Below are 23,104 nucleotides of genomic sequence, written 5' to 3' on the forward strand. Positions count from 1 at the left end.
AAAGCCCTCAGCTTAAATCCTGCGCAATAAAACAAAAGACTAAAAACCCGCTGAACTTTGCGGGCAATCGTTGAATAATCATTCGAACATTAAAGAGATGGATATATATAAATACCACCACACCTTGCCGATACATCAACTACCAGAGTATCAATCTCAAAAAGGCCAGATCTTTTGATGTTGAACTACTCGATCACCAACCGGGCCAACCGCTGCTTGAGCATGCGGTTCTCGGCCCGCAGTTGCTGGACCTCTTCCAGCAGGTCCAGCGCCAGGGCGACGCCTTCCCATTCCAGCTCAAGGTCGCGCCGCAGCTTGGCGGCACGTTTGGCCAGCACCAACTCATAATCGGTGAAACGCCAATCCTTGGGCTGCTTGCCCTGAGGTTCGAGGATGCCGTGCTCGACGATTTCGATCACGTAGACGTCCGGCAGGTCGGTCGCCTCGCAGAATTCTGCCAGGTCCAGTTGAACGATCAGGGGGTTGCTCATGATGGGCTACTCCGTCTCTTGGATCAGAAGTTTTCTCTGGGGTTGAAAGCCGCTTTTTTCGCCAGTTCCTGCCACAGCGCCTTGACCTCGTCGTCCGAGGTTTTAGGCATGACTGCCTTGAGCTGTACAAACAGATAACCGCGATGACCGGCCTTGTTCAGCAAACCGTGGCCCTTGGCGCGCATGCGCTGGCCGTTCTGGCTGCCGGCCGGGATCTTGAGGTTGATCTTGCCTGTCAGGGTAGGCACTGCCACCTCAGTCCCTAATGCCAACTCCCACGGCGCCAGCGGCAAGGTAATGATCAGGTTCTCGCCTTCGACGTCGAACTTGGGGTGCGGCGCAAAGCGAATGATCAGGAACAAGTCGCCATTGGCCCCGCCACCCGTGCCCGGAGCCCCCTGGCCCTTGAGGCGGATGCGCTCGCCGTCGGCCACGCCGGCCGGGATCTTCACGTTCAGGCTTTTGCTGGTGTTGCTGACATGCTGGCCGGCAGCGTTGTACTGCGGCACCTGGAAAGTAACCTTCTTCGATTCGCTCGAAAGGGTTTCTTCCAGAAAAATCCCGAGTTCCATTTCCACGTCTTGCCCTCGACGTCCGGCGCTGCGGCCCGACTGTCCACCACCAAAACCAGGGCCACGGTTGCCGAAGATCGAACTGAAGAAGTCCGAAAAATCGCCCGTGTCCTGACCACCACCGAAACCACCTGCGCCACGCCCCTGCCAACCCGGCGGGCCCTGGAACGGTTGGCCGTGCTGGCCGTATTTGCGCAAGTCGTCGTATTCGGCGCGCTTGTCGGCGCTTTTCAGCGCTTCATAGGCTTCCGAGGCGTCCTTGAATTTGGACTCGGCGTCCTTTTCCTTGCTGACATCCGGGTGATATTTACGCGCCAGCTTGCGATAGGCGGCCTTGATCGTCTTATCGTCCGCGGTCGGTTCCACACCGAGAATCTTGTAATAGTCTTTGAAGTCCATCTAAGGATCACCATCCGTTATCGATATCGCGCCACTACCGGCAGCATGCGCTCTTTGGCAGCCGCCAGGTTGATCGATCTCAAGGTGGCAGCGCATCAGAAGTTTTTCGGCAGCAGTGGGCGGTTCTTGCGACCGTCCGAGGGCTGCCAGGGCCAATGCAGACAAGTTTGGGGCATCTGGCCGTCTTATCAAGGCGCTAATCGCTGAGATTTAGCGGATAGTCGGCCTTCGAATCTGCGCCGCACTGACATACACTGCGCGGCCGTTTTTTAACCGGAACTCGATAGACATGAAAAACGCATCTCCAGCCCGTGCCTGTGGTATCGACTTCGGCACGTCCAACTCCACCGTCGGCTGGCTGCGCCCCGGCATGGAAACGCTGATCGCGCTGGAGGACGACAAGATCACCCTGCCTTCGGTGGTCTTCTTCAACATGGAAGAACGCCGCCCGGTGTACGGCCGCCTCGCGCTGCAAGAGTACCTGGAAGGTTATGAAGGCCGGCTGATGCGCTCGCTCAAGAGCCTGCTGGGCTCCAAGCTGATCAAGCACGACACCAGCGTCCTCGGCACGGCAATGCCGTTCAAGGATTTGCTTGGGCTGTTTATCGGCCAACTGAAGAAGCGCGCCGAAACCGCCGCCGGTCGCGAGTTCGATGAAGTGGTGCTCGGTCGTCCGGTGTTTTTCGTCGATGACGATGAATTGGCCGACCAGGAAGCCGAAAACACCTTGGTGGACGTGGCCCGCGCCATCGGCTTCAAGGATGTTTCGTTCCAGTACGAACCGATTGCGGCGGCCTTCGACTATGAGTCGACCATCGAAAAAGAAGAGCTGGTGCTGATCGTCGACATCGGCGGTGGTACCTCGGACTTTTCGCTGGTGCGCCTGTCCCCTGAACGCCGTACCCACGACAACCGCCACGATGACATCCTCGCTACCGGCGGCGTGCACATCGGCGGGACCGATTTCGACAAGCAGCTGAGCCTGCAAGGCCTGATGCCGCTGTTCGGCTACGGCAGCCGGATGAAAAGCGGCGCCTACATGCCGACCAGCCACCACATGAACCTGGCGACCTGGCACACCATCAACTCGGTGTACTCGCAAAAGTCGACCCTGGCGCTGGGCAGCATGCGCTACGACATCGAAGACACCGGCGGCATCGATCGCCTGTTCAAGCTGATCGACCAGCGCGCCGGCCATTGGCTGGCCATGGAAGTGGAAGAAACCAAGATCCAGCTGACCCACGCCGACAGCCGCCATGTGCCGCTGGACCGCATCGAACCGGGGTTGAGCGTGGAACTGAGCCGGGCACTGTTCGAATCGGCCATCGACAACCTGCTTGAGCGCGTGCGTAACAGCGTGACCCAGCTGTTGAACGACGCCAATGTACGAGTCGATCAGGTCGATACGGTGTTTTTCACCGGCGGTTCGAGCGGTATTCCGGCACTGCGCAACAGCGTCTCGGCGATGTTGCCGAACGCGCGGCATGTGGAAGGGAACATCTTCGGCAGCATCGGCAGTGGCTTGGCGATTGAAGCGATGAAGCGCTACGGCAACATGGACTGACCCGAACCCGAGCTAGTGATCGTTCCCACGCTCTGCGTGGGAATGCATCCCGTGACGCTCCGCGTCACAGCCTCAACAGCAGACGCAGAGCGTCCATGGCGGCATTCCCACGCAGAGCGTGGGAACGATCGGGTGGTAATCAAACCATCCCCACCTGCTTCAACTCACTCTTCAGGTACGCGTAATAAATCGGCCCTGCCACCACCCCCGGCAGGCCGAACGCGGCCTCGAACACCAGCATCGCCAGCAGCAACTCCCACGACTTGGCACTGATCTGCCCGCCAACGATGCGCGCGTTGAGAAAGTATTCGAGCTTGTGGATAACAATCAGGTACCCCAACGCCGCCACGGCCACCCAGATCGACAGCGACAGACCGACGATGGTGATCAGGGTGTTCGACATCAGGTTGCCGATCACCGGCAACAAGCCGAGCAGGAACGTCAGCACGATCAGGGTTTTGGTCAGGGGCAGCTTGATCCCGAACATCGGCAGGACCACTGCCAGGAAAATCCCGGTGAAGAAGGTGTTGAGCAGGGAAATCTTGATCTGGGCGAACACGATGTTGCGAAACGCCTGGACCAGCAGGTGCAAGCGGTCGAACAGCGCAGCAGCCAATGGCTTGCGCTTGGTCACGTCCGGCACGCGTTGCAAGGCAATGATCGCCCCCAGCACCATGCCGATCAGCAGCGTCACAAACATGTGCGCCGCATCCTTGCCCACCAGTTGCAAATCGCTGAGATGCTTGCTGACCCATTCGCCAATCGCCACGCGGAACTCGGCGGCGCTGGCGGGCAGATAGGCGTCGATGAACGGCGGCAGTTGCCCGCGTGCCCGATCAACCACGACCATGAATTTGTCGAGAGAAGCGCCGGGATTTTCCGCTTCATGCAGCAGAAAGCTGAAGGCACCGGCAAAGATCAGCGTCAACACACTGACCACTAGCGTCCCCAACAACGCCACCGCCAGCCAGCGCGCACGCCGACCTTCAATCAGCCGCTGCAATTGCGGGGTGAGCATGTTGACCAGTTCGAACACCAACAGGCCGGCCAGCAAACTCGGCAGTAATCGCAGCGGGATCACCAGCAACAAACCGCCGAAAATGATGACCCAACTGATGGCTTGCAAGACTTGGCGTTGAGAAAACGTTGGCATACAGCCTCAAAACGAACGGCGTAAAAGGATTGGCAGTCTGCCAGCGTTCCGGTGCAAGCACTAGGGATTGTGCAGGTTGGCCTAAGTGGGGGCACTGGCGGTTTTTTTCAGTGCCCTTGCCGGCCTCATCGCGAGCAAGCTCGCTCCCACAATGGATCTGTGCCCGCAGGACAAATGTGGGAGTGAGCCTGCTCGCGATGAGGCCCTCCCAGCCCCACAACTTGCGGCCCAATGATTATTTTTTCTTCAGGCATTCGCTCATGAAGGCTTTACGCGCATCGCCTTTCAACGCCTGAGTGGCCGCATCGGCATTACAGGTTTTCATCTTCTCTTGCTGAGGGGTAAGGGGTTTGGCGGCATCGGCGGCGGGCGCCGCTTTGAGGCAATTGCTCATGAAAGCTTTGCGTTCGTCTCCCTTGAGGCTTTTCGCGGTAGCGTCAGCATTGCAGGTGGTCATCTTGTTCTGTTGCTCGGTGGCGGCAAAGCCCTGGGCGCAGAACAGCAGACCGATCATCAACAAAGGGACACGCAACATCTTCATGGAGTTTTCTCCTTGTTGCCGCGCCGACGAGCACGGCCTCGCTCAGGAGTGTAGACAACACCTGTTACACCTTCCTGGCCTCAAGGTGACTGCGTCGATACTGTTCCGGCGTGCACTGCGCCTGGCGTTGAAACATCGCGATAAACGCAGAGCCAGTGCTGTAGCCCATGTCGAATGCGATCTCCTGAATGCTGCGGTGACTGTCCAGCGCTTCGATCGCCGCCAGAAACCGCAACCGCTGCCGCCACTCGCCAAAACTCATGCCCAATTCACGCACGAACCGCCGCGCCAGGGTGCGTTCGCTGACATGGATCTGCGCGGCCCACTCCGCCAAAGGTCGGTTATCACCGGGCTCGGCCTGCAAGGCTTCGAGTATCCCGAACAAGCCAGGGCTGCTGGCGTAGGGCAAATAACACTCCTGCACTGGCGCCTGCTGCAGTTGGTCCACCAACACCTGGGCCAGACGTTGGTCGGCTTCGCGCTCGGGAATCTTCACATCGCGGCTGGCGAAGTCTTTGAGGATCGCTTTAAGGATGTCGCTGATGGCCAGGGTGCAGGCCTGTTGCGGCAGGTCCTGGCACATCGGCGGAGCCAGGCAGACCGCGCGATAGTTGATCGGCTGATGGCTATAGAAGCTGTGTTCGGTCTGCGGCGGCACCCACACCGCGTATTGCGGCGGTGACATGAAGCGGCTGCCACCGATTTCCATGTGCAATACGCCGTGGGCCGAATACTCCAGCGTGCCCCATGGATGACGGTGCGCCGAGGCATAACGATGCGCATCAAAGTCGGCGTAACGGAAGTACACCGGGGCAGGCAGTTCGCTGAAGTCGAGCAGATCGATGTGTTTACTGTTCATGCTGTCCGTCATCAGGGGCAGGTTGTCTGGATCGAAGTATAGGCTGATATCCAGACAGGTGATAATCACCCCTCATTAACGCTCTGGTTTTCTCTGATGCAATACGCTTATCCCCTGCTGGCCATTTTCATTTGGGCCGGCAACACCGTGATCACCAAGATGTCGGCCGGGGCGATCTTCCCCGCCGAGATCGGCTTCTACCGCTGGCTGCTTGCCGGACTGCTGTTCACCCCCTTCATGCTCAAACCGGTGATCGCCCATTGGCCAGCGATCCGCCCGAACCTGGGCAAGATCTTTGTCCTCGGCGTGCTCGGCATGGCGGTTTACCAAAGCCTGGCGTACTTCGCGGCGAGCCTGACCTCGGCCACCAACATGGGCATCATCCTGTCGCTGATGCCTCTGATGTCGCTGGCCATGGCGATCATCAGCCTCGGCCAGCGCCTGACTATCGGCGCACTGGCCGGTGCGGTGCTGTCGTTCGCGGGGGTTTTGGTGGTCGTCTCGTCCGGCAGCCTGGGTGCGTTGCTCGAACACGGGGTGAACCTGGGTGACGCGATGATGCTGATCGCCACCCTGGCCTATGCGATCTACAGCACGCTGCTGAAAAAGTGGCAGCTGCGTTTGCCGCCGCTGGTGTTGCTGTACTTGCAGGTATGGGTGGCGGTGGTGGTGCTGTTTCCGCTGTTTGTCGCCTCGCCAAAGATTGGCCCGACCTTGCAGAATATTCCGCTGGTGCTTTACGCCTGCCTGCTGGCCTCGATGGTTGCGCCATTGGCGTGGATGCAGGCCGTGATCCGCCTGGGGCCGAGCCGGACCACGCTGTTTTTCAATCTGCTACCGTTGATTACTGCGCTAATTGCGGCGGTGGTGCTGCATGAGCAGTTGGCGATGTATCACCTGGTGGGCGGGATGTTGACGTTGGGTGGGGTGATTCTTTCGGAGCGCTGGACCACGGTTCTCGGCCGCGCCTAATCCTTTGTGGCGAGGGAGCTTGCTCCCGCTCGAGCGCGAAGCGGTCGCAATTCGGGGCCGCTTCGCAGCCCAACGGGACGGTGCGGCGTTCCGACAAGCCCCCTCACCACAGGGGTCTAAACCCCAGCCGCTTTCAGCCGCGCCGCATGCTCGACAAACAACCGCACCGGGTCAGCCCCTTTGCCCACCAAACCCAGCGACTGATTGACGATATCGAAGTGATCCATCGGGTACTCATCGCCAATCACCGTCCCCAGATGGGAGCTGTAGCGCCCGACCATCCCGTCGCAATGCCCGACCTCTCGAACGAAGGTCCTGGCAAACAACCGACAACTGCGGTTGGTCCCATCAAACCGGTTTCGCCCGCCATCGGTCTTGCCCGGCTGCAAGGTCCCGGACCAGGAGTAATACCGCACGCCATTGACCTCTTCCGGCCCATGCCCACCCCAGGTTTCAGGCAGGCCCTGTGGATAACGCTGATTGAACAGCGCCACCCCTTCGGTCGTCAGGGAATGATGGGAGGCAGGGATATCCACCGGCAATTTCGGTCCGCGATACCCGGTTTCCAGCAGGCACATCAGCGCACTGATCCAGCGCAGCAAAACGCTGAGCAAACGCCCCTTGGCGCTGTCTCCCGGATAGTGTTTGTGCAGGTAATCCGCCAGTTCCGAACCGTGATTGGGCCCGGCCACCGACGTCACCGACGCCACCTGATCCGGACGCTTGGCAGCGGCGTAACGGGCGGTGAGCGAGCCTTGGCTATGGCCGATCAGGTTGACTTTCTCGGCCCCGGTTTCCCGCAGGATTTCCTCGATCCGCGCCAGCAGCTGCTCGCCACGCACTTCGCTGGAGTTGAGCGGAGAAACCTGTACCGCAAATACCGTCGCCCCACCCCGGCGCAGCGCAGAAATGATCCCGTACCAATACGGATAGATCAGCAGACGGATAAACCCGAGCATTCCCGGGACCAGCACCAACGGATAACGCGTGGCGGAACCTTGCGACATGGGCGAACGTCCTTGTGATCGGTGAGGTGAAGCAAGGCTTGAATGCAAGACATCAGCCAAGCATCGGTATTGAAGATGACAACTCGACGACCAGTCTATGACATCCCGCCCTACTTGAGCCCCACCACCCCCGCAACGATCAATCCGACCGATACCAGTTTGACCGCCGTCAGGCTTTCACCGAGCAACGCAAACCCGAGAAACACCGTGCCCAGCGAGCCGATGGCGGTCCAGATCGGGTAAGCGATGCTCACCGGCAACTCGCGCATGGCCAGGGTCAGGAAGTAGATCCCGCCCACCGCGGCCACCACGGTGATCATCGACGGCCAGAGCCGGGTGAAGCCCTCGGCGTACTTCATGCCCATGGCAAAGGTGACTTCGAAGCCGGCGGCGATCAGCAAAAACAGCCAGGCCATCTAGAACACCCTGGCCAACGCCAGCAAGCGCTGCTCGGCCTCGGCCGCGGAGATCTGGAAGGTGCGTTCCTCGGACTCTTCGCCTTCGGCGGCCACGACCGTGATGTCGGTGATGCCGATGAAGCCCAACGCCGTTCGCAACAACGGATCGGCATGGTTCATCGCCTCAAGTTCCCCACCGGGCCCGAAACCGAACCCGCCGCGACTGGTGACGATCAACGCCTTTTTGCCCTGCACCAGCGGCTCGTATTGAGCGATGCCATTGTCCAGGGTGTGATTGAAGGTCAGCCCCAGCCGCACAATCTGATCGATCCAGGCCTTGAGGCCGCTGGGCACGCTGAAGTTGTGCATCGGCGTGGAAATCACCAACAAATCGTGACCGAGTAACTCGCCCACCAGTTCATCGCTGAACGCCAGGTCGGCCTGCATCGACAGTGGTCGCGCATCGGGTTCGGGGTAAAACGCGGCGGCCACAAACGCCTCGTTGACCGGCGGAATCAACGCCCGACCGACTTCGCGACGGGTCAGGTGCGACTGCGGATTGGCCGCCTGCCAGGCTGAAAGGAACACCTCGGCCAAGCGCCGGGAGTGAGAACGCTCGCCACGGGGGCTGGCATGTACGGCAAGAATTGTGCTCATCTGTATCTCCTGAAGAACTAAACTCAAACTGCTGGTGACTTGCAGCTTGAAGCGCATCGCAGTCTTTCTTCAAATGAGAAAAAATCAGTTTGGATGAATTGATTTCATCCATGGAGCTTTCAAATGTTTGCCTCGCTGCCGCTGACCGCCTTGCGCGCCTTTGAGTCCGCCTCGCGCCTGCTGAGCTTCAAGGCGGCCGCCGAAGAACTCGCGGTGACGCCGACGGCGGTTTCCCATCAGATCCGTTCGCTGGAGACCTGGCTCGGCGTGCCGCTGTTCGAGCGACTGCCGCGGCAAGTGCGCCTGACGGACTGCGGTGAATGGCTGTTCCACAGCTTGCACGGTGCCTTGCTGGAAGTGGCGCAAAGTGTCGATACCTTGCGCCCGCAACGTAGCGGCGCGAGCCTGACAATCTCCACCACCGCCGCTTTCGCCGCGTTGTGGCTGGTGCCACGACTGGGCCGGTTCTACGCCCGGCACCCGAACATCAGCCTGCGGCTCGACACCCATTGTGAAGTCATCGATCTGCATCAGGACGCCAGCGTCGATCTGGTGGTGCGCTACAGCCTCGATGACTACCCGAACCTTTATGGGCTGTGCCTGTTCGACGAATCCTTCGGCGTCTATGGCTCGCCGGAGCAAGTCGCCTTGGCCGCCAGCCGGGCGCCGACGCTGATCAGCGTGCGCTGGCACAACTCCAAGCTGTACGCTCACGGCTGGGAGGCCTGGTGCGCAAAATCCGGCGAAAACTGGCTTGCCGGGCAACCCGCGGTTCGCGAATACGACGAAGAGCACTACGCCCTGCAAGCGGCAATTGCCGGGCAAGGCCTGGTGCTGGCGAGCAATATTCTGGTGTCCGAGAGCGTGGCCAATGGTTTGCTGGTGGCTTACAAGGGTGAAGTTCAGGTCGATGGCGCCGGTTACGCTGCACTGTGCGTGCCGGGGCGCGAACGGCACCCACCGGTGCGGGCATTTTTTGCCTGGTTGCAGGAAGAAGCAGCGTTGTCAGGGTTATTGCCAAGGTCGCAGCTTTCGGCAACTGACTGATCGCTCCCACGCTCTGCGTGGGAATGCAGCCCGGGACGCTCTGCGTCCCATAAAGGCCGAACGCGGAGCGTCCGTAGAGGCATTCCCACGCAGAGCGTGGGAACGATCTGTGGCTACCGGGTGGGTTTGACGGTGACCGGCGCCTTGCCGGCCTTCATCTGTTCCAGCAACGGAGCGCACTGATTCGGTTCGCCAGCGCTCGGCGCTATCAGCGCCAGCAAGCCCGCCGCCGGCGCGGCAAGCACACCCAACGCCACCATTCCCGCCCCACGCAGCATTAGCGGTACAGCCTTCACACCGGCATCAGGCTTGATGAACTTGCCCCGCACATACAGTGGGGAACGCAGCGAAATCACGCGCCAGCCCTTGGATTCCGGGGTGATGGTCAGGTCCAGTTGCTCAGTCGCCATGTTGGCGGTGCCATCAATGTAGACGATCGCGTTTTCGGTATCGAAGACGAACAGGAGCGTAGTCGCCAGACCCGCCTGGATGTCGAAGTCGGCGGCAGCGCAGTTGATCTTCACTTCCTTGTCGCCAAAGATCTTGCCGACCACATAGTTGCCGACGTTCAGCCCGGCCAGCTCCATCAACTCACGGCTGATGGCCCCATCGTTAATCAGCAACTTCAGATTGCCATTGGCAGAGCCCAGCAGTTTGGCCACCGAGTTGCCACGACCGGTGATGTCGGCGTCACCGTTGAGCTCGCCGAAACTGGTTTTCATCAGCTCAAAGGTCGGAAACAACTGCTTGAGTTTGAACTTGCGTGCGGTGAGTTTGGCGCGGCCTTCCAACGGTTCGGTTCGGCCATTGAGGCGAATCTGAGCGTCCAGGTTGCCGCCAGCCACCCCGAAGCGCAGGGGTTCCAGACTGAGTACGCCGTCAGTGAGTATCAGGTGGGTGTAGAGATCGTTGAACGGCAGTTTTTCGCTGTGGACGATGCGCTTGCCGGTGAACTCGACGTCCGCATCCATAACCCGCCAGCGCTCGGTTTTGAACTCTTCGACCGGCAACACCTTGTCGGTCGGCTGCTTGCTTTCGCCGCCACGAGCCTTTTGTTCGGCGTTGGAATCGGCACCGATCAGCGGGGCGAGGTCGGCAAACAGCAATTGGTTGGAAACCAGCGATCCACTCAGTTTCGGGCGCGGCTGACTGGCGACATACACCAGGCTGCCATGGATATCGCTCTGACCGATCTTGCCGTTGAATTCTTCGTAACGAAACACTGCACCGCCCGCTTCCTGCAACTTGGCGATCAAGTGCCCGTCAGTTTCGTACGGCGGTGTGTCCGGCAGGGTTACGCCGATCAGCGGGTAGAGATTGCCCAGGCTGGTACCCGCCAGTTTCAGGCGCAAATCCAGGGCGCCGAGGTTCAGTGGATCGGTGAGGGTGCCCGCCAGTTCCACGCGGGTGTCAGCGATTTTCACCTGTGCCTGAAGCGGGAGCGGTCTGGACGCATCCTGCAACGCCAGCAAGCCGCCGACCTTGCCTTCGCCCGCGAGTGTCTGGCCGTGGTACTGACCTTTGACCTTCAGCGCGAACGCGTAATCCTGCGGCGCGGCGCCCTTTTCCGCGGCGGTTTTCGCGGCTTTGTCACCGACGATGTCACTGAACGGAATCGGTTTACCCAGCGGGTCGATGATCAAGTCGAGCTGAGTCTTGAGGTTCTGGTCGTCGAGGATGACATGGCCTTTGTCGAAGCCGATCGCACCGATGTCCACCACCCAGTTTGAAGGCTCGGCGTTCGGGTCCTTGGGGTCGAACTTGAAGGTCCAGTTAGCACGACCGTCGGCCAGGCGCTGGAGGTCGGCATTCGGTTCGATCAGGTCAATGCGCGGAATGACCAGGCGCTGCGCCAGCAAGGCCAGGGGCGAGATGCGCAGCTCGACGCGTTTGAGGGTGACCATCTGCGGTTTCTTCGACCAGTCCGGGTTACCCAGGCTCAAGTCTTGCGCCACGACATGCGGCCACGGCACCCAGGCGCGCCAGCCGCCCTCCTCGGGCTCACGCTGCCAGATCACCGCCAGGTTGCCGTTGATGGCGAACGGGCGGTGCAGCTCTTCGGAAACCTTGGCGTTAAGCGATGGTTTGATCCGGTTCCAATCGAAGAACGCAATGATCACAACCAATGCAGCCAGCAGGACAACAAGGCTGGCGAGGGTCCAGATAAATGCTTTACGAGTGCGCGTCATTGCACAGGGCTCCTGATACGACTGAGCGCCCTGACTGCGACGCACGTTTGAAACGTTAGGCCAGAACCGGCCTGCCGTTGAGTTTAGGACTTGGAAATGGTGCGCAGGTTTAACCGAAATTCCGCTTAACGTTCAAATAATCGGTCGGCGAGAGGATGCGCCCCGAGTCCAGCGTTACCGGCCCCGCACTTTTGCAATGCGCAGATGAGTGGAAAATACCCATCCCAGCGCAAAAACATCCGCCGGAAACGCCCGATTTAGAGCTGTCTCACGGAACAATCAATTCCGTTGATTATTACCATTGCGTTTATGAACTTTTGTATCGACTTATCGAGAGTAGCATTGCCCTCGTACCCACTTTACCGCCCTCCTACGGAGCACCCGATCATGAAACGCCAATTACTGCTTAGCCTTACCCTCTCGATGCTGGCCAGCACTGCTTTCGCCCTGCCAGCGGCTGACCAAGCAACCCCACAAGTCAAATCCACCCACTCGGTGTTCAGCCAAACCGTTGCCGAAGGTGGCAATGATCGCCTGAAAGAAAAAGGCCTGATCACCCAGGATGGCTCGGACCGCACTCCACAAGGCCAGACCCTGGCTGCTGATGGTTCCGACCGTACCCCACAAGGCCAAACCCTCGCTGCTGACGGTTCCGATCGTACTCCACAAGGTCAGACCCTGGCTGCTGACGGTTCCGATCGCACTCCACAAGGTCAAACCCTTGCTGCTGACGGTTCCGATCGCACTCCACAAGGCCAGACCCTGGCGGCTGACGGTTCCGACCGCACTCCACAAGGTCAGACCCTGGCCGAAGGTGGTGGTGACCGTGTCATCGAACGCAACAGCGCCTTGAGCTGAGCCCATGGCGGCCCTGAAAAAAAGCCCAATCCCCGGATTGGGCTTTTGACGTTATAGAGGCCTCACTTCCCCGCTTGATTCCCTGATAGTCATTCGACGCCGGCAAAGCCGATTTGCTAGAGTGCGCCGCTGTCTTATCCAGAAAACACCCTTGCGATGCTGCCCCGCGCCGAACAGAAACAACAGACCCGCAACGCCCTGATGGACGCTGCCCGCCACTTGATGGAATGCGGCCGAGGATTCGGCAGCCTGAGCCTGCGCGAAGTCGCCAGAACCGCCGGCATCGTGCCCACCGGTTTCTACCGGCATTTTGCCGATATGGATGAACTGGGCCTGGTGCTGGTAAGTGAAGTCGGCCAGACCTTCCGCGAAACCATTCGCCTGGTGCGCCACAACGAGTTCGTCATGGGCGGCATCATCGACGCCTCGGTGCGGATCTTTCTCGACGTGGTCAGCGCCAATCGCTCGCAGTTCCTGTTCCTCGCTCGCGAGCAGTACGGCGGTTCGCTGCCCGTGCGCCAGGCCATTGGCCGATTGCGTGAAGACATCAGCTCGGACCTGGCGGCCGACTTGTCCTTGATGCCGAAGCTGCAACACCTGGACCTCGCCGGCCTGAGTGTCATGGCTGACCTGATTGTCAAAAGCGTGTTCGCGACCTTGCCGGACATCATTGATCCGCCTGCCGAGGCGCTGCCCGAACATCTGACCCCGCAGGCAAAAATCACCCAGCAGTTGCGCTTTATCTTTATCGGCCTCAAACACTGGCAAGGCCTCGGCAGCACCGAGTAAATACCCCCCTGTGGGAGTGAGCCTGCTCGCGATAGCGTCGCAACAGTCAACACTTGATGTGACTGATACTCCGCCATCGCGAGCAGGCTCGCTCCCACATTGGTGCGCGAAAACCCCGCACGCACCAACATGATCCAAAATTCTGAAACATCCACTGAGCTCCGACAGGCATTTCCTACGCATCACCCGATTGGCAAGCCCCTTGCTCTAGCCTAAGCATTGTCCATTGCTGGAAGCCTTCCGATGTTGGTGATTCATCGCAGAATCGACCCTCAACCCGTCTGGGCCGCCGAGTTGCACCTCAACTTCGAAGCCCGGAGCAAAAGCCGTTTGCGCTGTTTCAGTGCCGAGGGTGAAGACGTCGGGCTGTTTTTGGAGCGCGGTCAGCCGCCGCTGCATGACGGTGAATGCCTGCAAGCCGAAGACGGGCGCATCGTGCGCATCTGCGCCCGGGCCGAACAACTGCTGCACGTCACCTGCGCCAATGCTTTCGAACTGACTCGCGCCGCCTATCACCTCGGCAACCGCCACGTCGCCCTGCAAGTCGGCGATGGCTGGTTGCGCCTGCTCGACGACTACGTACTCAAGGCCATGCTCGAGCAGCTTAATGCCAAGGTCGAGAACATCGAAGCGCCGTTCCAGCCGGAACACGGTGCTTATGGCGGCGGCCACCACCATTCCCGTCACGGCGATGAAGACTTCAACTACCCGCCGAAATTGCATCAGTTCGGCGTGCGGCTATGAACCCGGCCTGGGCGTTGTTGCGCCTGGCCAGTCCGCAGTTGCCGATTGGCGGTTACAGCTATTCCCAAGGTCTGGAAATGGCGGTGGATAACGGCCGAGTGAATGATCCTGACAGCGCACGTCGCTGGATCAGCGATCAGTTACTGCTGAACCTGGCGCGTTTCGAAGCGCCGTTGCTGCTCGCCCATTGCGTGGCCGCAGCAGAAGAAAACTGGGGTGAACTGCTGCAACGCTGCGAAGAACATCGCGCCAGTCGGGAAACCCGCGAGCTGCATCAGGAAAGTCGGCAGATGGGTTATTCGTTGCAGCAACTGCTCAACGGTTTGCCAGAACTCGATGTGCCCGCCCGTGCTTTTCTCGAACAACGTCCCGAGCCGCACCTGGCCCTCGGCTGGGCACTGGCCGCTCGCGCCTGGAATATCAGCCCGCAAGACGCCCTGGCCGCATGGCTCTGGAGCTGGCTGGAAAACCAACTGGCAGTACTGATGAAAACCCTGCCGCTGGGCCAGCAAGCCGCGCAACGCCTGACCAGCGAACTGCTGCCGCTGCTGCAACAAGCCCAGCAGAACGCCAGCCGAATCAACCCCGAACACTGTGGCAGCGCCGCTTTCGGCCTGTCCCTGGCGTGCATGGCCCATGAGCGCCAGTACAGTCGTCTATTCCGTTCCTAGGGCCTGTAATTTTGGCCCTGTTATTTTGGAGAAGCACATGAACACACAACCTCTGCGCGTCGGCATCGGCGGCCCGGTCGGTTCCGGCAAAACCGCTTTGACGTTGGCCCTGTGCCTGGCGCTGCGCGACCGCTACAAACTGGCGGTGGTCACCAACGACATCTACACCCGCGAAGACGCCGACTTCCTGGTGCGCAACGAAGCCCTGGCGCCGGAGCGAATCATCGGCGTGGAAACCGGCGGCTGCCCGCACACGGCGATTCGCGAAGACGCCTCGATCAACCTCGAAGCCGTGGACCAATTGAACCGCCGCTTTCCGGGGCTTGACCTGATCCTTGTGGAGTCCGGTGGTGACAACCTGTCCGCCACCTTCAGCCCGGAACTGTCCGACCTGACCATCTACGTGATCGACGTCTCGGCCGGCGACAAGCTGCCGCGCAAGGGTGGGCCAGGGATCTGCAAATCGGATCTGCTGGTGATCAACAAAATCGACCTCGCGCCCTTGGTGGGTGCGTCGCTGGAGCTGATGGACAGCGATACCAAACGCATGCGCAACGGCAAACCGTTCGTTTTCAGCAACCAGAAAACCGGACTCGGCCTGGAAGAAATCATCGCCTTCATCGAACGCCAGGGCCTGCTGATAGCGGCGTGAACACGATCAACTTTTATCAACAAGGAAGCTTATCCATGACACTTAAACGCATTCTGGGCGCCATGGCCCTGCTGCTGGCCCCAGCTATCGCCTTCGCCCACCCGGGGCATGACGATAATGGTTTGATCGCCGGGATCAGCCACCCGATCGGCGGCCTCGACCACTTGTTGGCGATGCTTGCAGTCGGTTTGTGGGCGGCACAACAGAAAGGCGCTGCACGCTGGGCGCTGCCATGCACGTTCGTCGGCATCATGCTGATCGGCGGGTTGCTGGGGTTTGAAGGTCTGAACCTGCCGGCACTTGAGAGCGGCATTGCGGCGTCGGTGCTGGCGCTGGGTCTGGCGGTGGCTTTGGCCGTGCGTCCGCCGTTGAGCCTCGCCGTTGCGGCAACCGCTTTGTTTGCGCTGTTCCATGGGGTGGCGCACGGACTGGAGTTGCCGCAGATGTCGAGCCCTTGGCCGTACGCGGCGGGTTTTGTAGCAGCGACGGCTGCGTTGCATGGATTGGGTTACGCCGTAGTGCGGGTGTTGCCGCAAGCGGCGGCGCCGTTGGTTCGGTTGGCGGGAGCGGCTTCGGCGGCGACTGGCGTGTGGTTGCTGGCGGGCTAGCCGACCATGATCGTTCCCACGCTCCGCGTGGGAATGCCTCATTGGACGCTCCGCGTCCGCTTCGAAAGGGACGCGGAGCGTCCCGGGCTGCATTCCCACGCAGAGCATGGGAACGATCGATGCGTTCACTCTGATAACATGTCGCGCAATCAACCCTGCCGTGACGACGCCAGCCAATGCCGCCTGTTTCCCGCTCCGCCTCCCAGCCTGAATTGACCGCTCTGTTTGCCTCGGTGCAACAGCACTTTTTGGACGTGATCGTGCCGCTCTGGCAAGGGCCCGGCTGGAATGCCGACATGGCGCTGCCCTATGAAGCGCTGGACGCCGAGCATCAACCCTTGCAGCCCCAACGCTACCGGGCCATGGCCTGCGCGCGTCAGCTCTATCTGTTTTCCAGCCTGATCGGCCAGGTACCCGCCGCCGAAGAGCGCGCCGCAGCGCTGTTCCGCTCCTTGCAGCAGTATTTCCACGATGCCGAGCATGGCGGCTGGTTCTACAGCGTCGATCCGCAAGGTGCGCCGCTGGATCAGCGCAAAGACCTCTACACCCACGCCTTCATCCTGTTCGCTTGCGCCCATTATTGGGACAAAGTCCGCGAGCCGCGGGTGGAATCGGTGCTCAACGCCGCATTGGAAGTGGTTGCGCAGCGCTTTGCCACGGGCGACGGCCTGTATGAAGCCAGCCTCGACCGCGACTGGTCCTCGCTAAAATCCGGCCCACTGCAAAATCCCCTGATGCACCTGGCTGAAGCCTTCCTCGCCACGCTGTCGGTGCGCGATGACGTCGCAGTGCAACACGCGCTGGTCGAGTTATGCACAGCCCTGCAGCAACGCTTTATCGATCCGCAATACGGTGTGTTGATGGAACAGCCGTTGGAGGCTGTGGATAACTGGTTTGAACCAGGGCATCAGTTCGAATGGTATTTCCTCCTGGAATCGTCGCCGTTGCTGCGCGGCTCGGCACTGCACACGTCACTGGAACGCGCGTTCGCGTTCACTGAACAACGGGGCGTCGATCCACAGACCGGTGCTGTTCGGGCGATGCTCAAACCGGGTGGCCCTACGAAAGACGCCACCCAACGAATCTGGGCTCAAGCCGAATACCTGCGGGCGCTGACCTTGCGACCCGATAGCGAGGACGCGGTACTGCGCCAACTGCGGGCGTTGCAGCAGCGTTTCCTGCATTCGGGCGGCTGGTATGAGTGCAGGGATCAGAACGGTGACGTGAGCCGACAGGACATGCCGTCGACCACGCCTTATCACTTGGCGACTTGTTATCGCAGCTTGGTCGACTATCTCGGTTGACTGCTCGCGAAGGACCTCAAAGAGGTCACAGGCTGATCACGCAATCCATTTTCGATCACCGGTAAAGCTGATGGTCAGCCATCGCGCCGCATCCGGCTTGCCGAGCTTCGTGGAAATCTCTTCCCGCAGGCTGTCCAGCTGCCCCACGCTCTTCAGCGGATACTCCACCGGCAATACCACATGAATCTCGATAAAACGGGCACGTCCGTGCTTCTGCACGTAGGAAACGTAGTCGTCGAAGCCATGCTCAAGTTTCGCCGCGTCCATCACCTGGCGCACCTTGTCGTCCAGTTGATCCGGCGCAATCCCCAGCACGTCGCGCAAGGCCGGGCCGAGGATTTTGAAGGCCGGTGCAAGCATGCTCAGGGCCAAAAGAATCAGGATCAGCGGGTCGACGTACACCGCCCATTGGCCATAACCCTGCGCCTTGAGCAGCAGCGCGGCGAGAAAACTCACCAGCAAGCCCACCGACAGCATCGCGTCCACCAGCCAGCTGATGTTGTCGAACTGGATCAGCGTTGATTTGAGCCGCCGATTACGGTGGCGGATGTAGAAGAAATACGCGAACTCGACAACGGTAAACACCGCCGCGTAGATGATCACCAGTCCAAGTTCAATCTCGCGTCCGCCATTGATGATGCCGAACACACCGTTGAGAAAGGCGTAGATCGCAATCAAGAACAGAAAGCTGCCTTCGATCAGCAGCACCATCGGCTCCAGGTGCCAGAAGCCGAACTGGAAGCGCTGGTTGCTTTCCTTGGCGATCAGCTTGGCGGTGATCAGCATCAGGACTTTGATAAAGGTCGCGATCAACGAAAAAAAGCCATCGAACAGGATGGATTGGGCACCCGAAACAAAACCGGTGACGATCCCGGCAATCGCCACGGCGAGCATCAGGAGGGTCGATTGTTTGAGCAGCGACTGCTCACCTCGGTTACTCACATAACCTCCTCTGAAAACCTTGAAACCGCGGGGTGCGGTGGGGTTATTGGACGAGGAGTCTAGCTTATGTGTTGTTTTGCCTGTGCCGGCCTCTTCGCGAGCAAGCCCGCTCTCACACTGGAATGCGTTCCCTGTGGGTTCAAAATGCGTTCCCTGTGGGAGTGAGCCTGCTCGCGATTGGCCGTTACGCGGTCTTACGCCTTGGCATTACGCTCAATCGCAAACCCGCTCCACGTCTGGCTCACCGGCATCAGCTCAAGGCTGTTGATGTTGATGTGAGCCGGGGCATTGAGCACCCAGAAAATGGTGTCGGCGATGTCTTGCGGCTGGATCGGCTCGGCACCTGCGTAAGTCGCGTTGAAACGCTCCTGGTCACCGGCGAAACGCACCAGCGAAAACTCGCTTTCGCACAGGCCCGGTTCGATGTTGCTGACCCGCACGCCCGTACCTTGCAGGTCGCAGCGCAGGTTCAGGGAGAACTGTTTGACGAATGCCTTGCTCGCGCCATACACATGGCTGCCCGGGTACGGGTAGTTGCCGGCGATGGAGCCGAGGTTGACGATGCCGGCACCGCGACCGTGAGCAATCAGGCGGGGCAACAACAGACGAGTGCTGTACATCAGGCCTTTGATGTTGGTGTCGACCATGGTGTCCCAGTCGTCGAGGTCGCACTTGGGCGCCGGGTCAACACCCAGGGCCAGGCCAGCGTTGTTGATCAGCCCGCGCAGTTTGGCGAAGGACGGCGGCAGGTTGGCAATCGCCTCCTCCATGGCCTTGCGATCACGCACGTCGAGCACCAGGCCATGGACCTCGGTCTGCTTCGACAACTCGGCGCACAACGCATTGAGGCGCTCTTCACGACGGCCGGTCAGCACCAGTTTCCAGCCGGCTTCGGCAAAACGACGGGCGCAGGCTTCACCAAAACCGGAGGTCGCGCCGGTAATAAACAGGGTGTTGGACATCGTGTTCTCCTTGCTTCGGCTGATCGGCAGCCACGGGAATAGAAAATCAGCAGCCAGCATGCCCGGCCTTGCCCACAGCAGCAACTACCGCAGAAGCTGTACAAAAAACGATCAAACGTCGCAGCGCCTTACCGGCCGTGGCTTCCAGCCATGTGCGCGCACCTTATCCACAGGCCGGTCCACAGTTTCCGGGGGCAAGTGAAAAAGCTGAAAGCCGCTGTGCACAAGGCTTTGCGGGCAAATTGGAAATTTATTTGCTTGACCGTGGAACGCGCGGTGTGTAGCCCATGGCATTTTGCACGATTGACCGGTCATACCGACGATGGCGCCAAGCCAGTAACTACGGCCTTCAGCCGAGTCTTTCCAGAGTTTAACCACAGACTTATCCACAGGCAGCCTGGCCCGGTTTCAGCCCGGTTTCATCGCCAACAAAAAGGTTGACAAAGCCCGCTCGACGCCGCGTAAAAACCCCTGATCAAAAAACAACCACAACTCTGCAAGCCACGGTTTCAAAGGCTTTCAGCCAGCTACTCCCACGTTATTCACAGCCAGCTCCACAGCAAACGGGGACAAGTCAAAACCGTGACAAAACAACTATTTGCAGCGGCTTTATGTCGCGGTTTCAGAGCTTGTGAATATTGTTTTCCACAATTTCCCGAAAGCACACAGAGACACCTGTGGAAGATCCCTGTGGGAGTGAGCCTGCTCGCGATAGCGATAGGTCAGTCGACGTTGAAGTGACTGATCCACCGCTATCGCGAGCAGGCTCACTCCCACATTGATTTGTGATGTTTTGAAGGTGTAAAAAAGCCCCGGCGATTGCGCGCCGGGGCTTGGTGCTACAACAGCGAACTCAGTGCCCGCCGAGATAGGCGTTGCGCACTTCCTCGTTAACCAGCAGCTCCTTGCCGGTGCCCGTGAGGCGGATCTCACCGTTGACCATCACGTACGCCCGATCGGACAGTTTGAGGGCGTGGTTGGCGTTCTGCTCCACCAGGAAGATGGTCATGCCGGTTTTCGCCAGCTCCCGCAGGGTCGCGAAGATCTGTTTCACCACAATCGGCGCCAGACCCAGGCTCGGCTCATCGAGCAATAGCAGTTTCGGCCGGCTCATCAACGCTCGTGCGATGGCGAGCATTTGCTGCTCGCCGCCGGACATGGTCATCGCCCGCTGATTGCGCCGCTCTTCGAGTCGCGGGAACAACTCGAACATGCGTTGCATGTCTTCCTTGGCGTACTTGTCACCGATAGGAATGGTGCCCATTTGCAGGTTTTCCTCGACAGTCATGTCAGGGAACACCCGCCGACCTTCCGGCGATTGAGCGATGCCGTTGGACGCGATGTAGTGGGACGACTTGTGGGTGATATCCACACCCTGATAGATGATCTGCCCGTCCGCCGCCCGTGGCTGACCGAAAATCGACATCAGCAGGGTCGACTTGCCGGCGCCGTTGGAGCCGATCAGACTGACGGTTTCTCCTTCATTGATGTGCAGCGAGACATTCTTCAAGGCCTGGATCGGCCCGTAAAACACATCCAGATCCTTCAGTTCGAGGATGGGTTGGCTCATAGCACCACTTCCTCTTCATCGGCGCCCAGATAGGCCGCAATCACTTTCGGATCGTTACGAATCGCATCAGGCCCGCCCTCGGCGATGACGATGCCGTGGTCCAGCACCACGATGTGGTCGGAAATGCTCATTACCATGCCCATGTCGTGTTCGATCAGCACCACGGTCAGATCGTGCTCGTCGCGCAGCAGCCGGATCATCGCGCTCAGCGCTTCGGTTTCCTGAGGGTTGAGGCCGGCGGCCGGTTCGTCGAGACAGATGATCTGCGGCCGGGTGCACATGGCCCGGGCGATTTCCAGACGACGTTGCTGACCGTAGGACAATTCACCGGCCAGACGGTTGGCGCAGTCCACCAGATCCACCACTTCCAGCCAGTAGAACGCATGGTCCAGCGCATCGCTTTCGGCCTTGCGATACCCCTTGGTGTTGAGAATGCCGGCCAGCAGGTTGCGGTTGACCCACATGTGCTGGGCGACCAGCAGGTTTTCCAGCACCGACATTTCCTTGAACAGGCGAATGTTCTGGAACGTCCGCGCCAGGCCGGCCCGGTTCACCAGGTGGGTGCCGCCGAACATCTTGTAGAACATCCGACTGGCGAAGGATTTCGGCGAAACGAAATCGACCGGTTTGAACGATTCGCCCAGCAGCTTGATGACGTTGGTCTGCTCGCCGCGGATGTTGAGTTCGATCTTGCCGCCCGAGGCCTTGTAGAACCCGGTCAGGCAGTTGAACACGGTGGTCTTGCCAGCGCCGTTGGGGCCGATCAGGGCGAAGATCGAGTTGCGCTTGACCTTCAGGCTGACATCGTTCAACGCCTTGATGCCGCCGAAGTGCATCATCAGCTTCTCGACCGAAAGTACGACTTCGCTCATGGCGCTACTCCTTTACGCGGGGTCACACCGGTACGGCTGATCCGAATCAGGCCGCGCGGTCGCCAGATCATCATCAACACCATCAGGATGCCGAACAGCAGCACGCGGTATTCCGCGAACCCCCGCAGCAGTTCCGGGGCGACGGTCAGCACGAAAGCCGCAATCACCACACCGATGGTCGAGCCCATCCCGCCGAGTACCACGATGGCGAGGATCAATGCCGATTCGAAGAAGGTGAACGAGGTCGGGTTGACGAAACCTTGATAGGTGGCGAAGAACACGCCAGCCAGACCGGCCGTCGAGGCACCGATGGTGAACGCCGAAAGCTTGACCAGTACGTGGTTCAGGCCCATGGAGCGGCAAGCGATTTCGTCTTCACGCAAGGCTTCCCAGGCGCGACCAACCGGCATCTTGACCAGACGATGCTTGATGTACAGCACGGCCAGTACCACCAGGAACAACACCGCGTAGATGAAGTAGTACTTCACGTCCGGGTTATAGGCGATACCGAAAAACTCATGGAACGGAACCCCACCCTCCTTCGCCCGTTTACCGAACTCGAGGCCGAAGAACGTTGGCAATGGAGCCGCCATGCCATTCGGGCCGCCAGTCAGGGACAGCCAGTTATTGAGGATCAACCGGATGATTTCACCGAAGCCCAGAGTCACGATCGCCAGGTAGTCCCCGTGCAGGCGCAGCACCGGAAAACCGAGGATGCAACCAGCAAGTCCCGCGGTGATCGCCGCCAGCGGCAGCACCGTCCAGAAGCCCAGACCGAGGTATTGGTAACCGAGCGCCAGGCCGTAGGCACCGATGGCGTAGAACGCCACGTAACCCAGGTCGAGCAGACCGGCCAGACCGACCACGATGTTCAGCCCCAGGCCCAGCAGCACGTAGATCAGCCCGAGGATGACCACGCCCAGCAGGTAGGAGTTGGAGAAAAACGGGAACACCACGGCAATGACGATCACTAGCGGGATGATCCAGCGCAACCGTGTTTTGTAATCAGGCGGCAGTACATGAACCCCGGAGCCGGTGCTTTCAAAGCCTTCGAGAATTCTCAGACCCTTGGGGGTTTGCAGGAACAGGCTCAAGGCAAAGCGGCCGGCCATGACGATGGCGACAATCCATGCCACCCGGGTCGTTTCCAGGTTGAAGCCGTAGCCGTCGAGGACCACGCCGACAATCGGGCCGAACACAATCAGGGCGACAAGGCCGGCAAGAATCGCGTCAACCAGGCTTCTTTTGAGATCAATGGTTTTTTTAGTGGTTGAAGACATCGC

General features: G+C 59.8%; 24 protein-coding genes. 10 read left to right on the plus strand and 14 right to left on the minus strand.

Translation table 11 applies throughout. The features are described from left to right. Nucleotides 1-185: 185 nt before the first annotated feature. Both ACQ4OB_RS17830 and ACQ4OB_RS17835 read right to left on the minus strand, forming a co-directional pair. Nucleotides 186-491: a chaperone modulator CbpM gene (locus ACQ4OB_RS17830; RefSeq protein WP_074873330.1), complete on the minus strand. Its 306-nt coding sequence runs from the start codon at nt 489-491 to the stop codon at nt 186-188. 23 nt (nt 492-514) lie between these two features. Continuing rightward, nucleotides 515-1,462, minus strand: coding sequence for a DnaJ C-terminal domain-containing protein (locus tag ACQ4OB_RS17835; protein ID WP_074873327.1), 948 nt, complete (start codon nt 1,460-1,462; stop codon nt 515-517). Nucleotides 1,463-1,751: 289 nt separating this feature from the next. Between ACQ4OB_RS17835 and ACQ4OB_RS17840 the strand changes: the two genes are divergently transcribed. Continuing rightward, nucleotides 1,752-3,026 carry an Hsp70 family protein gene (locus tag ACQ4OB_RS17840; protein WP_430956143.1) on the plus strand — a complete coding sequence of 425 codons (1,275 nt, stop codon included), beginning with the start codon at nt 1,752-1,754 and terminating at the stop codon, nt 3,024-3,026. A 139-nt stretch (nt 3,027-3,165) separates the two neighbouring features. Here the strand turns inward: ACQ4OB_RS17840 and ACQ4OB_RS17845 are convergent, their stop codons facing one another. The 3 genes from ACQ4OB_RS17845 to ACQ4OB_RS17855 form a co-directional block, all read right to left on the minus strand. Next, entirely contained in the window at nt 3,166-4,179 is a 1,014-nt protein-coding gene (locus ACQ4OB_RS17845; protein WP_074873320.1) for an AI-2E family transporter, read from the minus strand. Between the two features lie 235 nt (nt 4,180-4,414). After that, a complete protein-coding gene (locus ACQ4OB_RS17850; protein ID WP_074873318.1) occupies nt 4,415-4,720 on the minus strand; it encodes a PsiF family protein in 306 nt (101 codons plus the stop codon). 64 nt (nt 4,721-4,784) lie between these two features. After that, nucleotides 4,785-5,579 (minus strand): AraC family transcriptional regulator, encoded by a 795-nt coding sequence (locus ACQ4OB_RS17855; RefSeq protein WP_174553763.1) that lies wholly within the window; start codon nt 5,577-5,579, stop codon nt 4,785-4,787. 96 nt (nt 5,580-5,675) lie between these two features. Here ACQ4OB_RS17855 and ACQ4OB_RS17860 point away from each other — a divergent pair, with 96 nt between their 5' ends. Further along, nucleotides 5,676-6,551 carry a DMT family transporter gene (locus tag ACQ4OB_RS17860; RefSeq protein ID WP_430956144.1) on the plus strand — a complete coding sequence of 292 codons (876 nt, stop codon included), beginning with the start codon at nt 5,676-5,678 and terminating at the stop codon, nt 6,549-6,551. 116 nt (nt 6,552-6,667) lie between these two features. On the opposite strand, the gene ACQ4OB_RS17865 is transcribed toward ACQ4OB_RS17860, so the two are convergent. The 3 genes from ACQ4OB_RS17865 to ACQ4OB_RS17875 all read right to left on the minus strand — a co-directional run bounded on the left by ACQ4OB_RS17865 (nt 6,668) and on the right by ACQ4OB_RS17875 (nt 8,613). Continuing rightward, nucleotides 6,668-7,558 carry an esterase/lipase family protein gene (locus tag ACQ4OB_RS17865; RefSeq protein WP_430956145.1) on the minus strand — a complete coding sequence of 297 codons (891 nt, stop codon included), beginning with the start codon at nt 7,556-7,558 and terminating at the stop codon, nt 6,668-6,670. 110 nt (nt 7,559-7,668) lie between these two features. Further along, nucleotides 7,669-7,974: a DMT family transporter gene (locus tag ACQ4OB_RS17870; protein WP_008157366.1), complete on the minus strand. Its 306-nt coding sequence runs from the start codon at nt 7,972-7,974 to the stop codon at nt 7,669-7,671. Continuing rightward, nucleotides 7,975-8,613, minus strand: coding sequence for an FMN-dependent NADH-azoreductase (locus ACQ4OB_RS17875; protein WP_074873310.1), 639 nt, complete (start codon nt 8,611-8,613; stop codon nt 7,975-7,977). It lies immediately after the preceding gene. Nucleotides 8,614-8,736: 123 nt separating this feature from the next. Here ACQ4OB_RS17875 and ACQ4OB_RS17880 point away from each other — a divergent pair, with 123 nt between their 5' ends. Continuing rightward, on the plus strand, nt 8,737-9,660 hold the full coding sequence (locus ACQ4OB_RS17880) for a LysR substrate-binding domain-containing protein (protein ID WP_430956146.1): 924 nt from the start codon (nt 8,737-8,739) through the stop codon (nt 9,658-9,660). Nucleotides 9,661-9,773: 113 nt separating this feature from the next. Here ACQ4OB_RS17880 and ACQ4OB_RS17885 read toward each other — a convergent pair whose 3' ends face one another. Further along, nucleotides 9,774-11,849 (minus strand): AsmA family protein, encoded by a 2,076-nt coding sequence (locus ACQ4OB_RS17885; protein WP_430956147.1) that lies wholly within the window; start codon nt 11,847-11,849, stop codon nt 9,774-9,776. 387 nt (nt 11,850-12,236) lie between these two features. Between ACQ4OB_RS17885 and ACQ4OB_RS17890 the strand changes: the two genes are divergently transcribed. The 7 genes from ACQ4OB_RS17890 to ACQ4OB_RS17920 all read left to right on the plus strand — a co-directional run bounded on the left by ACQ4OB_RS17890 (nt 12,237) and on the right by ACQ4OB_RS17920 (nt 17,475). After that, nucleotides 12,237-12,707 carry a hypothetical protein gene (locus tag ACQ4OB_RS17890; RefSeq protein WP_008157373.1) on the plus strand — a complete coding sequence of 157 codons (471 nt, stop codon included), beginning with the start codon at nt 12,237-12,239 and terminating at the stop codon, nt 12,705-12,707. Between the two features lie 156 nt (nt 12,708-12,863). Further along, nucleotides 12,864-13,496: a TetR family transcriptional regulator gene (locus tag ACQ4OB_RS17895; protein WP_074873302.1), complete on the plus strand. Its 633-nt coding sequence runs from the start codon at nt 12,864-12,866 to the stop codon at nt 13,494-13,496. Nucleotides 13,497-13,739: 243 nt separating this feature from the next. After that, entirely contained in the window at nt 13,740-14,240 is a 501-nt protein-coding gene (gene ureE, locus ACQ4OB_RS17900) for an urease accessory protein UreE (protein ID WP_430956148.1), read from the plus strand. Then, on the plus strand, nt 14,237-14,911 hold the full coding sequence (locus ACQ4OB_RS17905) for an urease accessory protein UreF (protein ID WP_430956149.1): 675 nt from the start codon (nt 14,237-14,239) through the stop codon (nt 14,909-14,911). The genes ureE and ACQ4OB_RS17905 overlap by 4 nt, the downstream gene beginning before the upstream one ends. A 37-nt stretch (nt 14,912-14,948) precedes the next feature. Next, nucleotides 14,949-15,563: an urease accessory protein UreG gene (gene ureG, locus ACQ4OB_RS17910; RefSeq protein ID WP_430956150.1), complete on the plus strand. Its 615-nt coding sequence runs from the start codon at nt 14,949-14,951 to the stop codon at nt 15,561-15,563. Nucleotides 15,564-15,598: 35 nt separating this feature from the next. Continuing rightward, nucleotides 15,599-16,171: a HupE/UreJ family protein gene (locus tag ACQ4OB_RS17915; protein ID WP_074873290.1), complete on the plus strand. Its 573-nt coding sequence runs from the start codon at nt 15,599-15,601 to the stop codon at nt 16,169-16,171. A gap of 176 nt (nt 16,172-16,347) precedes the next feature. Next, nucleotides 16,348-17,475, plus strand: a complete 1,128-nt coding sequence (locus ACQ4OB_RS17920) for an AGE family epimerase/isomerase (protein ID WP_430956151.1) — start codon at nt 16,348-16,350, stop codon at nt 17,473-17,475. Nucleotides 17,476-17,511: 36 nt separating this feature from the next. Here the strand turns inward: ACQ4OB_RS17920 and ACQ4OB_RS17925 are convergent, their stop codons facing one another. From ACQ4OB_RS17925 to livM, 5 genes are all read right to left on the minus strand, one after another. Continuing rightward, nucleotides 17,512-18,417, minus strand: coding sequence for a cation diffusion facilitator family transporter (locus ACQ4OB_RS17925; RefSeq protein ID WP_074873282.1), 906 nt, complete (start codon nt 18,415-18,417; stop codon nt 17,512-17,514). 194 nt (nt 18,418-18,611) lie between these two features. After that, nucleotides 18,612-19,379 (minus strand): SDR family oxidoreductase, encoded by a 768-nt coding sequence (locus tag ACQ4OB_RS17930; protein WP_430956152.1) that lies wholly within the window; start codon nt 19,377-19,379, stop codon nt 18,612-18,614. 853 nt (nt 19,380-20,232) lie between these two features. After that, nucleotides 20,233-20,949, minus strand: coding sequence for an ABC transporter ATP-binding protein (locus ACQ4OB_RS17935; RefSeq protein WP_074873278.1), 717 nt, complete (start codon nt 20,947-20,949; stop codon nt 20,233-20,235). Then, nucleotides 20,946-21,821, minus strand: a complete 876-nt coding sequence (locus ACQ4OB_RS17940; RefSeq protein ID WP_074873276.1) for an ATP-binding cassette domain-containing protein — start codon at nt 21,819-21,821, stop codon at nt 20,946-20,948. The genes ACQ4OB_RS17935 and ACQ4OB_RS17940 overlap by 4 nt, the downstream gene beginning before the upstream one ends. Continuing rightward, nucleotides 21,818-23,101 carry a high-affinity branched-chain amino acid ABC transporter permease LivM gene (gene livM, locus ACQ4OB_RS17945; RefSeq protein WP_074873274.1) on the minus strand — a complete coding sequence of 428 codons (1,284 nt, stop codon included), beginning with the start codon at nt 23,099-23,101 and terminating at the stop codon, nt 21,818-21,820. Before livM ends, ACQ4OB_RS17940 begins: the two co-directional genes overlap by 4 nt. Nucleotides 23,102-23,104 lie beyond the last annotated feature (3 nt).

It is taken from the genome of Pseudomonas sp. ES4, from assembly GCF_050586665.1.
GTDB lineage: Bacteria > Pseudomonadota > Gammaproteobacteria > Pseudomonadales > Pseudomonadaceae > Aquipseudomonas > Aquipseudomonas frederiksbergensis.

What these genes read in the sequence shown, in the direction of transcription:
- livM (WP_074873274.1), bottom strand. Translation starts at nt 23,101, where the DNA reads ATGTCTTCAACCACTAAAAAAACCATTGATCTCAAAAGAAGCCTGGTT.
- ACQ4OB_RS17885 (WP_430956147.1), bottom strand. Translation starts at nt 11,849, where the DNA reads ATGACGCGCACTCGTAAAGCATTTATCTGGACCCTCGCCAGCCTTGTT.
- ACQ4OB_RS17850 (WP_074873318.1), bottom strand. Translation starts at nt 4,720, where the DNA reads ATGAAGATGTTGCGTGTCCCTTTGTTGATGATCGGTCTGCTGTTCTGC.
- ACQ4OB_RS17920 (WP_430956151.1), top strand. Translation starts at nt 16,348, where the DNA reads ATGCCGCCTGTTTCCCGCTCCGCCTCCCAGCCTGAATTGACCGCTCTG.
- ACQ4OB_RS17880 (WP_430956146.1), top strand. Translation starts at nt 8,737, where the DNA reads ATGTTTGCCTCGCTGCCGCTGACCGCCTTGCGCGCCTTTGAGTCCGCC.
- ACQ4OB_RS17855 (WP_174553763.1), bottom strand. Translation starts at nt 5,579, where the DNA reads ATGAACAGTAAACACATCGATCTGCTCGACTTCAGCGAACTGCCTGCC.
- ACQ4OB_RS17845 (WP_074873320.1), bottom strand. Translation starts at nt 4,179, where the DNA reads ATGCCAACGTTTTCTCAACGCCAAGTCTTGCAAGCCATCAGTTGGGTC.
- ACQ4OB_RS17835 (WP_074873327.1), bottom strand. Translation starts at nt 1,462, where the DNA reads ATGGACTTCAAAGACTATTACAAGATTCTCGGTGTGGAACCGACCGCG.
- ACQ4OB_RS17940 (WP_074873276.1), bottom strand. Translation starts at nt 21,821, where the DNA reads ATGAGCGAAGTCGTACTTTCGGTCGAGAAGCTGATGATGCACTTCGGC.
- ACQ4OB_RS17930 (WP_430956152.1), bottom strand. Translation starts at nt 19,379, where the DNA reads ATGTCCAACACCCTGTTTATTACCGGCGCGACCTCCGGTTTTGGTGAA.
- ACQ4OB_RS17865 (WP_430956145.1), bottom strand. Translation starts at nt 7,558, where the DNA reads ATGTCGCAAGGTTCCGCCACGCGTTATCCGTTGGTGCTGGTCCCGGGA.
- ACQ4OB_RS17840 (WP_430956143.1), top strand. Translation starts at nt 1,752, where the DNA reads ATGAAAAACGCATCTCCAGCCCGTGCCTGTGGTATCGACTTCGGCACG.
- ACQ4OB_RS17935 (WP_074873278.1), bottom strand. Translation starts at nt 20,949, where the DNA reads ATGAGCCAACCCATCCTCGAACTGAAGGATCTGGATGTGTTTTACGGG.
- ACQ4OB_RS17870 (WP_008157366.1), bottom strand. Translation starts at nt 7,974, where the DNA reads ATGGCCTGGCTGTTTTTGCTGATCGCCGCCGGCTTCGAAGTCACCTTT.
- ureE (WP_430956148.1), top strand. Translation starts at nt 13,740, where the DNA reads ATGTTGGTGATTCATCGCAGAATCGACCCTCAACCCGTCTGGGCCGCC.
- ACQ4OB_RS17890 (WP_008157373.1), top strand. Translation starts at nt 12,237, where the DNA reads ATGAAACGCCAATTACTGCTTAGCCTTACCCTCTCGATGCTGGCCAGC.
- ACQ4OB_RS17915 (WP_074873290.1), top strand. Translation starts at nt 15,599, where the DNA reads ATGACACTTAAACGCATTCTGGGCGCCATGGCCCTGCTGCTGGCCCCA.
- ureG (WP_430956150.1), top strand. Translation starts at nt 14,949, where the DNA reads ATGAACACACAACCTCTGCGCGTCGGCATCGGCGGCCCGGTCGGTTCC.
- ACQ4OB_RS17895 (WP_074873302.1), top strand. Translation starts at nt 12,864, where the DNA reads ATGCTGCCCCGCGCCGAACAGAAACAACAGACCCGCAACGCCCTGATG.
- ACQ4OB_RS17830 (WP_074873330.1), bottom strand. Translation starts at nt 491, where the DNA reads ATGAGCAACCCCCTGATCGTTCAACTGGACCTGGCAGAATTCTGCGAG.
- ACQ4OB_RS17860 (WP_430956144.1), top strand. Translation starts at nt 5,676, where the DNA reads ATGCAATACGCTTATCCCCTGCTGGCCATTTTCATTTGGGCCGGCAAC.
- ACQ4OB_RS17875 (WP_074873310.1), bottom strand. Translation starts at nt 8,613, where the DNA reads ATGAGCACAATTCTTGCCGTACATGCCAGCCCCCGTGGCGAGCGTTCT.
- ACQ4OB_RS17905 (WP_430956149.1), top strand. Translation starts at nt 14,237, where the DNA reads ATGAACCCGGCCTGGGCGTTGTTGCGCCTGGCCAGTCCGCAGTTGCCG.